Annotated in this window: 14 protein-coding genes; 1 reads left to right on the forward strand and 13 read right to left on the reverse strand. The window is 29.5% G+C overall.

The annotated features are described in order from the left end of the window. Positions 1-83: 83 nt before the first annotated feature. The 6 genes from grpE to lepB (G534_RS0101795) form a co-directional block, all read right to left on the reverse strand. The gene (grpE, locus tag G534_RS0101770) at positions 84-590 is read right to left on the reverse strand and encodes a nucleotide exchange factor GrpE (protein WP_027347586.1); all 507 of its coding nucleotides are present in this window, start codon (positions 588-590) and stop codon (positions 84-86) included. A gap of 2 nt (positions 591-592) precedes the next feature. After that, complete coding sequence (gene hrcA, locus G534_RS0101775) at positions 593-1612, reverse strand: heat-inducible transcriptional repressor HrcA (protein ID WP_169513542.1); 1020 nt, start codon at positions 1610-1612, stop codon at positions 593-595. Between the two features lie 184 nt (positions 1613-1796). Further along, the gene (locus tag G534_RS0101780; RefSeq protein WP_027347588.1) at positions 1797-2936 is read right to left on the reverse strand and encodes a coproporphyrinogen-III oxidase family protein; all 1140 of its coding nucleotides are present in this window, start codon (positions 2934-2936) and stop codon (positions 1797-1799) included. Then, positions 2914-4731, reverse strand: coding sequence for a translation elongation factor 4 (lepA, locus tag G534_RS0101785; protein ID WP_027347589.1), 1818 nt, complete (start codon positions 4729-4731; stop codon positions 2914-2916). The genes G534_RS0101780 and lepA overlap by 23 nt, the downstream gene beginning before the upstream one ends. Positions 4732-4733: 2 nt before the next feature. Beyond that, the gene (gene lepB / locus G534_RS07645; RefSeq protein WP_169513543.1) at positions 4734-5192 is read right to left on the reverse strand and encodes a signal peptidase I; all 459 of its coding nucleotides are present in this window, start codon (positions 5190-5192) and stop codon (positions 4734-4736) included. 89 nt (positions 5193-5281) lie between these two features. Then, on the reverse strand, positions 5282-5875 hold the full coding sequence (gene lepB / locus G534_RS0101795; RefSeq protein WP_051177379.1) for a signal peptidase I: 594 nt from the start codon (positions 5873-5875) through the stop codon (positions 5282-5284). Positions 5876-6024: 149 nt separating this feature from the next. Between lepB (G534_RS0101795) and rpsT the strand changes: the two genes are divergently transcribed. Further along, positions 6025-6291 (forward strand): 30S ribosomal protein S20, encoded by a 267-nt coding sequence (rpsT, locus tag G534_RS0101800; protein WP_027347591.1) that lies wholly within the window; start codon positions 6025-6027, stop codon positions 6289-6291. Between the two features lie 44 nt (positions 6292-6335). Here rpsT and holA read toward each other — a convergent pair whose 3' ends face one another. The 7 genes from holA to atpF form a co-directional block, all read right to left on the reverse strand. Further along, positions 6336-7373: a DNA polymerase III subunit delta gene (holA, locus tag G534_RS0101805; protein WP_169513544.1), complete on the reverse strand. Its 1038-nt coding sequence runs from the start codon at positions 7371-7373 to the stop codon at positions 6336-6338. 120 nt (positions 7374-7493) lie between these two features. Then, positions 7494-7889, reverse strand: a complete 396-nt coding sequence (locus tag G534_RS0101810) for a F0F1 ATP synthase subunit epsilon (RefSeq protein ID WP_027347593.1) — start codon at positions 7887-7889, stop codon at positions 7494-7496. 8 nt (positions 7890-7897) lie between these two features. Continuing rightward, the gene (gene atpD, locus G534_RS0101815; protein ID WP_027347594.1) at positions 7898-9295 is read right to left on the reverse strand and encodes a F0F1 ATP synthase subunit beta; all 1398 of its coding nucleotides are present in this window, start codon (positions 9293-9295) and stop codon (positions 7898-7900) included. 37 nt (positions 9296-9332) lie between these two features. Continuing rightward, complete coding sequence (gene atpG, locus G534_RS0101820; RefSeq protein ID WP_027347595.1) at positions 9333-10193, reverse strand: ATP synthase F1 subunit gamma; 861 nt, start codon at positions 10191-10193, stop codon at positions 9333-9335. Between the two features lie 12 nt (positions 10194-10205). Next, positions 10206-11708 carry a F0F1 ATP synthase subunit alpha gene (atpA, locus tag G534_RS0101825; protein WP_027347596.1) on the reverse strand — a complete coding sequence of 501 codons (1503 nt, stop codon included), beginning with the start codon at positions 11706-11708 and terminating at the stop codon, positions 10206-10208. Next, the gene (gene atpH, locus G534_RS0101830; protein ID WP_027347597.1) at positions 11709-12248 is read right to left on the reverse strand and encodes an ATP synthase F1 subunit delta; all 540 of its coding nucleotides are present in this window, start codon (positions 12246-12248) and stop codon (positions 11709-11711) included. It lies immediately after the preceding gene. Further along, complete coding sequence (atpF, locus tag G534_RS0101835; protein WP_027347598.1) at positions 12241-12747, reverse strand: F0F1 ATP synthase subunit B; 507 nt, start codon at positions 12745-12747, stop codon at positions 12241-12243. The genes atpH and atpF overlap by 8 nt, the downstream gene beginning before the upstream one ends. Positions 12748-12762 lie beyond the last annotated feature (15 nt).

Consider the following 12762-nt stretch of genomic DNA (forward strand, 5'->3'; position numbering starts at 1 on the left):
TTGCTGCGCACTCATTTCGCTGGACCTTTTTTGCATAAGCTCGACCTACATTTCGTCTTCGTCTTTCGACTCGACTCAATGGGTCATGCGCTTACCTTAACCATTGCAGCTCTTATAACTTTACCGTTTAACATATATCCTTTTTGGAAAGTTTCAATTATGTGACCAGATTCTATCTCGTCTGACTCTTCCATAAATACTGCATGATGTTTATTTGCATCAAACAATTCTCCGTCTGATTTTATTTCTTCCAATCCTTCTTGTTTTAATATATTTAAAAACTCTTCTCTAACTAATTCGATACCTTCTGTAAAAGCATTTTTCTCTTCAACTTCATTTAGAGCTCTGTCTAAATTATCTATCACCGATAATAGTTTAGTGACTAATTTTTCAGAAGCATATTTATAAATATCTTCTTTCTCTTTTTCTTGTCTATTTCTATAATTTGTAAAATCTGCTTGAAGTCTTAAATACGAGTCCTTTACCTTTTCTATTTCTTTATTTTCTTCTGATACTTCTTCCGTTTCTTCTTGAATTTCTTCTTCTAAAACATCTTTAGTATCTTCTAAATCTTTTTCTTTTTCATCCATTTCTACCTTCTTTCTATATGTCCATTAATATATTCGTTTATTAATACAATGTCTGCAATAACCTTGTCATAACGCATATTGTTTGGACCAAGTACACCTATCTTACCTTTTATACCTTCGTGATTTCTAAAAGTCATTGTAATAATGCTAAAGTTATCAAATTCTTCTATTCCGATTTCATCTCCTATGTATACCTGTAAATCAGAATCCATATTGTCCGCTAATAAATCCATTAAAGAATCTTCAGTTTTAAGATAATTTATTAAGTTCTGGTTGTTTTCTATAGTATCATCGTTGTATAAAAACATATTTGAAAGACCTTCAAATACTATTTTCGCTTTAGAATTTTCTTTAGTTGTATTAGCAATTACAGATACTATTTCATTTAACGCATGATGCTTTTGTCTTAATATATCATATACATTTGAATTTAAAGCTTCTAAAATACCACCATAATTTTTATCTAATAATGTTGAATTAAGTAAGCTATTAATTAAATCAACAGTTCCATTATCAACTGGATTTCTTAATCTTATACTATCATTTATAACTTCTTTAGAATTATAAATATATATAATAACTAAATCTCTTGGAGTCAAAGCTACTATATTTATATATTTTAGATAAATTTTATTCATTTCAGGTATCATTGCTAATCCAGTATAACCTGTATTGTAAGCAAGCATCTTAGTAGCATTTCTTATAACATTATCCAATTCACTGGTATCCTTGAAATTATCCATATTGAATAATCTCTTAGGGCCAATTTCAAACGGTATTTCATTTGATAATAGAGCATCAACATATAATCTGTACCCTCTATTAGAAGGTATTCGACCTGATGAACTATGTAATTTTTCTAAATAACCTAATTCTTCTAAGTCACTCATTTCATTTCTTATAGTTGCGGCACTTACGCCTATATCACTATCTTTCGAAAGAGACCTTGAACCAACAGGCTCTTTAGATTCTATATATGATTTAATTATTGAATTTAATATTTTAACCTTACGTTGATCCATAATCATCCTTTCTCTTATCTTTTTATTGTTGTCACTCAATCTCTTCGAGTGCTAATAATAGTATATCATTATTTTGATAAATGTCAACAAGTTTAAATAAAAAAATAAATAATTCTAATTTAGTAGTTTCTATTACAGTTTAAATTAAAAAAAAGATGATATATTTTATACCATCTTTTACTTATTATATTATCTCCATATAAAATCTATTCGAGTAATATACTCCTTTTCTAGTAAATTTTACTCTATCACCTTTTATTTCAATAACATTTTCTTTTATAAATTTATCAAGTTCAGATTTATATTTTGTTAAAAAATCTATTCCAAACTTTTTATTGAATTCTTGAATACTTACCCCTTCTATCATTCCCATTTTTGATATTATATAGTTTTTTTCATAATCTTCTTTTGTCCATTTTTCAATTATTCGATAAGGCAATTCCCCCTCTTTTATTGAATAAAAATATTTATCGAATTCAATTTCATTTTTATAAAATACACCATCTATAAAACTACCAGAGCCTAAACCAACTCCTATAAAATTATTTAAATTCCAATATTTTATATTATGATAAGATCTATAACCCGTTTTTGCAAAATGATTTATTTCATAATGAAGATATCCTATATTAGTTAATTCCTCTGAAACTGTTTCTAAAATTTCAAACTCTAGCTTATCTTCTTTATCTTGTTGTTCAATTTTAGGAATTAATTCTTCATCTGTTCTTAATGTATATAACGAAACATGAGGGATGTTTAACTTTTCAATATATTTCAAATCCGACTTTACCAAATCTACAGTTTGTCCAGTATAAGGGAAATACATATCAAAATTGATATTGTTAATATTGTTTCTTCTTAAAATTTTTACAATTTGTATTATATCGAATTTATCATGTTCTATATCTAAATTTTCAAGTCCTACTTTATCAAAAGTAATTGCTTTTATTGAAAATCTATTTATACCAGCGCGAATATATGCTTTTATCATATATTCAGGTGTAGTCGGAATTATTTCAATAGTCTTTTCACAATTATCAAGGACGTTAAAATTATCATAAATATAATTCAAAACATCCACAATATATGTTTCATCCGCATATGAAGGGTCTCCTCCCCCAATATAGATAGAGTCTATAATATAGTTTTTGTGTTTATATAGTTTTAATTCATTTATTAGAGCTCTAAAATATGGCCTTATTTTAAAATCCATATTAAAGTGAGAAAGTGTCCCGCTATAATTATGTTTATATATCCTGAATGGAACATGAATATATAAACCAAAACTATCTATCATAAATTTATTTTGTCTCACTTTCATCATATTTTAACACTGATAAGAATGCTTCTTGTGGAACTTGTACCTTTCCTACTGAACGCATACGTTTTTTACCTTCTTTTTGTTTTTCTAATAATTTTCTCTTACGTGAAATATCACCACCATAACATTTAGCAATTACGTCTTTTCTATATGCACTTACAGTTTCTCGAGCAATAATTTTAGCTCCAATAGCTGCTTGTATAGGAATAGTAAATTGATGTTTTGGTATTTCTTCTTTTAATTTAGAAGCTATTTTTCTTCCTCTTTCATACGCTTTATCTTTATGAACTATAATAGCTAAAGCGTCTACAGACTCTCCATTTAACAATATATCAAGCTTTACTAACTCTGATCTGGAGTATTCATAAAAATCATAGTCAAATGAAGCATAACCTCTAGTTCTAGATTTTAACGCATCAAAGAAGTCATATATAACCTCATTAAGCGGTAAAATATACTTTATAGTTACTCTATGCTTATCTAAATAGCTCATATCAGTAAATATACCTCTTCTATCTTGACATAGTTCCATAATTGTTCCTATATATTCCTCAGGAGTCATGATAGATGCCATTACAAGTGGTTCTTCAACATAATCTATTTCTGTTTGATCTGGAAAATCTGTTGGATTTTGAATATCTACAACTTCTCCACTATTCAAATGAACTTTATAAATAACTGACGGCGCTGTAGCTATGATATCTAAATTAAATTCTCTATCAAGCCTTTCTTCTATAATTTCCATGTGAAGCAGACCTAAGAATCCCGTTCTAAAACCATAACCTAAAGCCGCTGATGTTTCTGCTTCAAAATCTAAAGCAGCATCATTTACTTTAAGCTTTTCAAGCGCTTCTCTTATATTTGCGTAAGACTCACCTTCCGCTGGATATAAACCAGAATAAACCATTGGTAAAGCCTTCTTATAACCTGGAAGCGGTTCTTTAGCAGGATTATCCGCTGATGTAACTGTATCCCCTACTTGTGCTTGTTTAATGTCTTTAATTGAAGCTACTACATAACCTACATCACCTGCAACAATTTCTTTTGTAGGATATTCACCTTTCATAGAATAACCTACTTGTGTTACTTCAAACTCTGCTCCTGTCGACATCATTTTGATATCCATTCCAGGAGTTATCTTACCTTCTTTAACTCTTACATACATCACAACACCTCTGTACGAATCATAATATGAGTCAAAAATCAAAGCTTGTAGAGGAGCATCATCATCTCCTGTTGGAGCAGGTATTTTATTTACTATAGCTTCTAATACATCTCTAATATTAATTCCTTCTTTAGCTGATACTTCAGGTACTCCATCAGTATCCATAGCTAAAATTTCTTCAATCTCTTCCTTTACTTCGTCTATTCTAGCTGAAGGAAGATCTATTTTATTTATTACCGGAATTATTTCTAAATCTTGATCTATTGCTAAATAAGTATTTGCAAGAGTTTGAGCTTCAACACCTTGAGTCGCATCAACTATCAATAAAGCTCCTTCACAAGCTGCTAAAGATCTTGAAACTTCATAATTAAAGTCGACATGACCTGGAGTATCGATTAGATTAAGAATATATCTCTCTCCATCTAAAGCATCGTAAAATATTTTTACAGCTTTAAGTTTTATAGTAATTCCTCTCTCTTTCTCTAAATCCATACTGTCTAATAGTCTATCACTCATTTCTCTTTGAGTTATAGACCCCGTTTCCTCTATTAACCTATCTGCAAGTGTAGATTTACCATGATCTATATGCGCTATTATAGAAAAATTTCTTATATTATCTTTTTTAATGTCCATAATTACCTTTCACTAATATTCGTTATATATATACCTTTTATTTGATTAATATTTATTGTCCCAAATAATCTTGAATCTTTTGATAAATCTCTATATCTATTATCTCCTAGTACAAAAAACTCATCTTCTCCAACAAACCATTTATTTTGATCATAAACTTGAGTTTCATCTCCTCTAGTGTAATCTTCTATTTTTTGTTTTCCGTTTATAAATATTTTATCATTTATAACTTCAACAATATCTCCAGGAAGACCAATAACTCGCTTTACATAAAATCTATTGTCATCCCCTTCAAAATAAATGATATCATCTTGTTTAACATCCTTAGTATCTATATTAAATTTCTTAACCAATACTTTATCACCTTCATAAAATGTTCTTTGCATAGAATTTCCTTCAATTGTAACTATCGAAATAAAATATCTATCCACTGTTAAGGCTGTCAAAATTATTATTATCATTATAAGAATTATATAAGTAAATACTCTTTTTATCTTTTTTACTTTATTAGATTGTCTCTTTCTTCTTTTTTTTAAAATTCTCTCATCCACTACTTTATCAATCCTATGCTATCTAATGGCCAAAATCTAAACTTAGCCACACCTTGAATCTTATCTAAATTAATAGGCCCAAAAACTCTTGAATCAGTACTTCCGCCTGGTTGCCTATTATCTCCCATTACAAAATATTCATCTTCTTCTAAATACCACTCAAAACCATTTATTGTCTCAGTATATTCTCCATAAGCATAAGGCTCATCAAATATTTCTCCATTTATATATACATTACCATCAATTATTTGTATAGTTTCACCTGGAAGTCCAACTATTCTTTTAATATAATCATGATCTGTATCATATTCCATCACAATTATATCACCTCTTTTAATTTCTCTGAATTTCATTCCTATTTTGTCAACAATAACTCTATCTTCTGTTTGTAATGTCATATTCATAGAACTTCCTTCTATTCTGGTAGGCTCAAAAATATATGTTTTGATTAAAAGCGCAATCACTACAGCTATTACAATAGAGATTAACCAATCTAAAGTTGCACTCATTTGTTTTTTATTTCCATCTTGCTTATCATAATTGTTTTCATATAATTCTTCACTATCTTTTTTTTCTAAACTATCGTCTTTCATAACAACTCCATTCCTTTTAACAATAATAGTATTATATCATTTATATAGCATTTATTAAACAAGATATTAAAAAAAATCCTTGCTTTTTTCATCTCACTTTGATATACTTATCGTTGTTATTTATACGATTAATTACAGGAGGTGAGTTCATGGCAAATATAAAATCTGCAATCAAAAGAATTGATGTTACAAAAAGACAAACTTTAAAAAATAAATCAAAGAAAAGTGAATTAAAAACACTTACTAAGAAATTTGACTTAGCTATTGAAGAAAATAGATTAGATGATGCAAGCGAATTATTAAAATTATTAGATAAAAAATTAAAAAAAGCTGCTACACAAAGTGTTATTCATGATAATGCAGCTTCAAGAAAGTTAAGTAAATTAACTGTTAAACTAAACGAAGCTAGAGCATAATAAAGATTATAAAATAGAAGGTGTATCGTACGATACACCTTCTATTAATTTAAACTAAACTTCAAACAAAACTCATATATTATTCTTTCGATTAATTCTTCTATTGTTCGTTTTGACGTTTTAAGCATTATTTCACTTTCATAACATAGTCTATGAATTTGAAGAAGCTCTTCAATAGTAAATTTTCTTACTAAATTTTCAAGTTTTCCATATTCAAAATTAGATATACCAACATATTCTCTTGATGTTTGTAGATTCAATCTTCTATTTAAACAATCTTTAACGCTTATCATATTTCTAATTTGTCTTATAATCATATAATAAATCATAAATTGATCTTCGTTTTTCATAGTATTGTATGCGAGAATTGATTTTTTTACATCTTTTGCAGACATAAAATCTAATAACCCAAATATTTTCTCTTCAAATGTGTCGATAATACTTTCTTCAATTTCATCGAAAGATGGAACCTTACTTTTTATATTATTTCTTAGTTTTGAAAGTTCATTTTCTACTTCAAAAAGATTTTTAGTTGCATCTTTATCTAAATATCTAAGTCTATCAGATATAAACTTCGCAGATTTTGTATCTAATCTTATATTATGGGATTGAAAATATTTCTTTATGAAATTAATAAATCTATCTCTATTTAATCTATCAAATGTATAAATATCTCCATTTTTTTCAATAGATTTTACAAATTTCCCTTTGAATAAACTTTCTCCTCTGTATATCAAAAATAGATAAGTTCTGTCATTGAAGTCTTCAAAAGACTTTTGTATTTCTTCAAGTATATTTTCATGTTTCTTTAATGAATCTTTTTCAATTTCAATATAATCAATTACTATAATCCTTTTATCTGACATAAACGGTAAAGTTTCGATATTATTTTGATATATTTCTATATCAAGTTTTTTAAAATCTATTTTTTCATAATTTAAATCTAAAAAGTCATTCCCTAAAAAATCATTCATTAAGGATTTTACAGCTAAATCAACAAAGTATTCTTCTTTAACGTGAATTAGGTTTATATTATTTATTCTATTGTTATCAATATTATTTATTAAATCTATATAGTCCATATACATATTTTATCATAATATACTAATTATATTCATTATTTCTCTTTGGTATTTTTTTATTGCGTCAATTATTTAAAATACAAATTTCCACAATTTCTTTATGAAATGTGGAAATTTCTTTTAATCTAAAATTTTTAATCTATTGATAGCACGTTTTAAATCCAACTCTGCTCTATCCATCTCAAATTCATTTTTAGCCTTTTTAATTCTAGCTTCCGCTCTTTTTTGAGCTTCTAAAGCACGATTCTTGTCGATTTCTTCTCTCCATTCAACCGCGTCGGATATTATGGTTATCTGATTATCTTTAAATGTCAAATACCCACCTGCTATTGCTGCATATCTAAATTCACCGTTTTTTTTAATACGTAAATATCTTATATCGAGTGCAGCAATCATAGGAATATGATTTTTCATAATTGCAAAATCACCTTCATTAGATTTAGCTATCAACATATCTATCTCATCATCAAAAAACAAACGATCAGGAGTAACTATTTTTAACATTAACTTATCCATTACTCCTCCTAGTTCATTTTTTCAGCTTTTTCTACCGCTTCCTCAATAGTTCCTACAAATAGGAATGCTGATTCTGGTAAATCATCATGTTTACCATCAAGGATTTCTTCAAACCCTCTTATCGTATCATCAAGTTGAACGTATTTACCTTCAAATCCTGTAAATTGTTCAGCTACTGTAAATGGTTGAGATAAGAATCTTTGAATTTTTCTTGCTCTTGCAACAATTATTTTATCTTCTTCAGATAGCTCATCCATACCTAAAATAGATATAATATCTTGAAGATCTTTATATTTTTGAAGAGTTTCTTGAACTCTTCTCGCTACTTCATAATGTCTTTTTCCTACTATATCTTCTGATAAAATTCTTGAAGAAGATTCTAGAGGATCTACGGCTGGATAAATTCCAAGCTCTGAAATAGATCTTGATAATACAGTAGTTGCATCTAAATGCGAAAATGTAGTTGCTGGAGCTGGGTCTGTCAAGTCATCCGCTGGTACATATACCGCTTGAACTGAAGTTATAGAACCGTTCTTAGTCGAAGTTATTCTTTCTTGCAAAGCTCCCATTTCTGTAGCTAGTGTAGGTTGATACCCTACAGCTGAAGGCATACGTCCTAAAAGCGCAGAAACTTCAGAACCCGCTTGAGTAAATCTAAATATATTGTCTATAAATAAAAGAACGTCTTGTTTTTGAACATCTCTAAAGTATTCAGCCATTGTGAGCCCTGTTAAACCTACACGCATACGTGCTCCTGGAGGCTCATTCATTTGACCGAAAACTAGTGCTGTTTTATCTATAACACCTGACTCTTTCATTTCATAATACAAGTCATTACCTTCTCTTGTACGTTCTCCAACACCCGCAAACACAGATAGTCCACCATGTTCTGTAGCAATATTATTAATTAACTCTTGTATTAACACCGTCTTTCCTACACCTGCACCACCAAATAAACCAATTTTACCACCTTTTGAATAAGGTGCCATTAAGTCTATTACTTTGATTCCAGTTTCAAAAATTTCGGTTGCTGGTATTAAATCTTCAAGTACAGGAGCTTTTCTATGTATAGGTGACATCTCTTTAGCCTCTATTTTTTCATCTAAATCGATAGTTTCTCCCAAAACATTGAAAAGTCTACCTAATGTTTGTTCGCCAACAGGCACTTTAATTGGTGATCCTGTATCTACAGCTTCATCTCCTCTCATGAGACCTTCTGTAGCTGTCATAGATATACATCTTACAATATCATCTCCAATATGAGAAGATACTTCAGCTATAACTTTAAAATCTTCTTTTTCTATGACAATAGCGTTTAATAAATTAGGCAAATTACCTTTTGAAAATTTAATATCAAGTACTGGTCCAATTACCTGAACCACTTTCCCAATATTTTTATTTGCCATTTTCATTTCCTTTCTAAAAAACCACTCGTTAAATATATTAACTAAGGACCTCGGCACCGCCGACTATCTCTGAAATTTCTTGAGTGATTGCCGCTTGTCTTGCTCTATTATATTCAAGTCTTAATTCATCTACTAATTCTTCACCATTTGAAGTAGCATTTTCCATAGCTTGACTACGTGATGCTTGTTCAGAAACTGAAGATTCTAATAAAGAACTAAACACAGTTACATTAACATATTGTTTAATCATTTGAGTTAATACTGTGTGTACAGATGGCTCATAATCATAATCAATATGCTTTACATTTTCCTTTTTATCATTTGTAAACCCTGAAGCTGGTAGTAATTTTATAGTTTCAGGTTTAAATGAAATCATAGAATTAAACTTCGTATATATTATATATACTTCATCAAATTTACCTTCCAAGAATTTTCTAGAAAAATATGATCCCATCGCTACTGCATCTTCTAATAAAGGATCATTTGAAATATGTGTAAAATCTGTATTTACATCAAAGCCTCTTCTTCTTATCAAATCAATCGAACGGATACCTGTAGTGTAAATTATATTATTAGCTTCTTTATTTAAATTCACAACTTCAATCGCCTTATTTACAGCATTGTTATTGTATCCTCCTGCAAGTCCTTTATCTGAAGCTACAATGATTATCGCTCTATTTTTAACTTCTCTAATTTTCATAAGAGGAGTTACTTCAGTAGTCGTTGCAAGGACTTCATTGATATTTTCATATACAGTATCAAAATAAGGTCTAGTTTTTTCTAACCTTTGTCGAAGTTTTCTAAGTTTAGCGGCAGAAACCAATTGCATCGCGTTGGTAATTTGCATAATGCTGTCGATACCTTGAATACGTCTCTTAATATCCTTTGTATTTGCCATTATTACCTCTTTCTACGCAAAAGTCTTCTTAAATTCTTCAATAGCTTTCTTTATTTCATCTTGTAATTCTTCAGTGTAATCTTCATTTACAATTTTATCCCTTAATTCACTATAATTGTTTTGAATATACTCAATCAATCCAGATTCAAACTCTTTAATCTTATCAAGCTCAACATCTTCAAGCATTCCATTTGTAGTTGCATACAAAATTATAACCTGATCTCTAACGTCTACTGGAGAGTTTTGTGGTTGTTTCATAATTTCCATTACTCTCTTACCATGATCAAGTTTTGCTTGAGTTTGTTTATCAAGTTCTGAACCAAATTGTGAAAATGCTGCTAACTCTCTATATTGTGCTAATTCAAGCTTGATACCACCTGAAACTTTTTTCATAGCTTTGATTTGAGCAGATCCCCCAACTCTTGAAACAGAAAGTCCTGAGTTTACAGCAGGCCTTTGACCTGCGAAAAATAGTTCAGATTCTAAAAATATTTGTCCATCTGTAATCGAAATTACATTTGTAGGAATATATGCTGAAATATCTCCCGCTTGTGTTTCAATAATAGGTAATGCAGTAATTGATCCACCACCTAATTCATCACTAAGTTTTGCAGCTCTTTCAAGAAGTCTTGAATGTAGATAAAATACATCCCCTGGATACGCTTCACGTCCTGGCGGTCTTCTTAAAAGTAAAGACATAGATCTATAAGCTACAGCGTGTTTTGATAAATCATCATACACTATAAGCACATCTTTACCTTGATGCATAAATTCTTCACCCATTGCAACCCCTGCATATGGTGCTAAATATTGTAACGGTGCAAGTCTTGATGCTGATTCTGATACTACAATTGTGTAGTCCATAGCACCTTTCTTCTCAAATAAATCTACAATTCCTGCAACTGTAGACTCTTTTTGACCAATAGCAACATATATACATATAACATCCTTACCTTTTTGATTAAGGATTGTATCTGTGGCAATAGTAGTTTTTCCTGTTTGTCTATCCCCTATTATAAGCTCTCTTTGACCTCTACCTATAGGTATAAGTGAGTCAATAGCTTTAATACCTGTTTGTAACGGTTCATCAACTGATTTTCTTTCAATTACCCCTGGAGCAGGAGACTCTACCGGTCTAGACTTTGTTGTTTTTATAGGTCCTTTTCCATCAATCGGTTGCCCTATAGCATTCACAACCCTACCAATTAAAGCATCTCCTACTGGAACTTCTACTATTTTTCCTGTTCTTTTTACAGTACTTCCTTCTTTTAGATTTATATCATCTCCAAGTAATACAGCTCCAACATTATGTTCTTCAAGGTTTAGAGCCATTCCATAAACTCCACCTTCAAACTCTAACAATTCTCCAGCCATTGCATTTTCTAGTCCATGAACGCGTGAAATTCCATCCCCAACTTCAATAATTGTACCTTCGTCAACTATCTCAGTTTTTTGATCATACTTATCAATCATTGATTTAATGACTGAACTGATCTCTTCTGGTTTTAGTCTCATTTATTCACCTTCCTTTAATAAGTGAGCTTTTAAGCTATCTAGTCTATTTTTAATGCTATTATCTATTCTCTTGCCTTCTACATAAATAGATAGGCCACCTATTAAAGATTCATCGATAATATTTGTTAGCTCAACTTTTTTATCAAACTTTTTATTTAATGCATTTTCTAAATTCTTGAAATCTTCAGAGTCCAACTTTCTAGTTGAATAAACTATTCCTTCAAGAATATTATTTACATAATTATATTTCCTATTAAAATCCCTTACTAAATCTCCAAACACCATAAATCTTTTATTGTCTATTAAAACATTTAATAAATTCTTAGAATCTGAATCTATATCTACAAAGATTTCGGATATAAGATATTTTTTATCTTCTATTGATACATTTGGATTGTCCATTAAACTATTAAGTTCTTTATTTTTATCAAAAACATCTAAAATATATTTCAAATCCTCTTTATGCATCTCTAATTTATTTTTATCAGAAGATAAATCGAAAAACGCTTCGGAATATACTTTAATCACTGCATCATTCATAAGATTTCTCCAAGTCATTTATCATGTCCTGAACCATCTTTTTATCTTTTTCTGAATCAGTTTTTTCTCTTAAAACTTTTTCTGCAGCTTCTAAAGCTATATAAACTATTTCATCATTTAATGATTTCATAGCTTTTTGTCTTTCATTTTCTAATTGTTTAATACCTTTATCATACTCTTGTTTAGCAAGTAGTTTTGATTCTTCTACGGCTTTAGATTTTATTTCTTCACCATAGTTTCTAGCTCCAGAAATGATTGCTGTTGATTCTTTCTTTGCTTCAAGCATTTTTTCATCATACTCTTTATCAATCATCATAATTTTTTCTTCAGCTTCTTCAGTTTTTCTTACTCCTTCTTCGATATAAGCTTTTCTTTTAGCTAAATATTCCGTAACTGGTTTAAAAAGAAAATGTCTTAAAAAGAAATAAAGTATAGTACTTGCCACAAGTTGCGCAATTAGTTCTGGAAGATTCGGGATTACATGAATATCTAAGCCCATATTAACCTTCTCTTT

The sequence above is a fragment of the Helcococcus sueciensis DSM 17243 genome, from assembly GCF_000423145.1.
GTDB lineage: Bacteria > Bacillota > Clostridia > Tissierellales > Peptoniphilaceae > Helcococcus > Helcococcus sueciensis.

Coding starts and splice junctions, on each gene's coding strand:
- hrcA (WP_169513542.1), bottom strand. CDS start 1,612: ATGGATCAACGTAAGGTTAAAATATTAAATTCAATAATTAAATCATAT.
- rpsT (WP_027347591.1), top strand. CDS start 6,025: ATGGCAAATATAAAATCTGCAATCAAAAGAATTGATGTTACAAAAAGA.
- atpD (WP_027347594.1), bottom strand. CDS start 9,295: ATGGCAAATAAAAATATTGGGAAAGTGGTTCAGGTAATTGGACCAGTA.
- lepA (WP_027347589.1), bottom strand. CDS start 4,731: ATGGACATTAAAAAAGATAATATAAGAAATTTTTCTATAATAGCGCAT.
- G534_RS0101810 (WP_027347593.1), bottom strand. CDS start 7,889: ATGGATAAGTTAATGTTAAAAATAGTTACTCCTGATCGTTTGTTTTTT.
- atpA (WP_027347596.1), bottom strand. CDS start 11,708: ATGAGACTAAAACCAGAAGAGATCAGTTCAGTCATTAAATCAATGATT.
- grpE (WP_027347586.1), bottom strand. CDS start 590: ATGGATGAAAAAGAAAAAGATTTAGAAGATACTAAAGATGTTTTAGAA.
- atpG (WP_027347595.1), bottom strand. CDS start 10,193: ATGGCAAATACAAAGGATATTAAGAGACGTATTCAAGGTATCGACAGC.
- lepB (WP_169513543.1), bottom strand. CDS start 5,192: ATGATAATAATAATTTTGACAGCCTTAACAGTGGATAGATATTTTATT.
- atpH (WP_027347597.1), bottom strand. CDS start 12,248: ATGAATGATGCAGTGATTAAAGTATATTCCGAAGCGTTTTTCGATTTA.
- holA (WP_169513544.1), bottom strand. CDS start 7,373: ATGGACTATATAGATTTAATAAATAATATTGATAACAATAGAATAAAT.
- lepB (WP_051177379.1), bottom strand. CDS start 5,875: ATGAAAGACGATAGTTTAGAAAAAAAAGATAGTGAAGAATTATATGAA.
- atpF (WP_027347598.1), bottom strand. CDS start 12,747: ATGGGCTTAGATATTCATGTAATCCCGAATCTTCCAGAACTAATTGCG.
- G534_RS0101780 (WP_027347588.1), bottom strand. CDS start 2,936: ATGATGAAAGTGAGACAAAATAAATTTATGATAGATAGTTTTGGTTTA.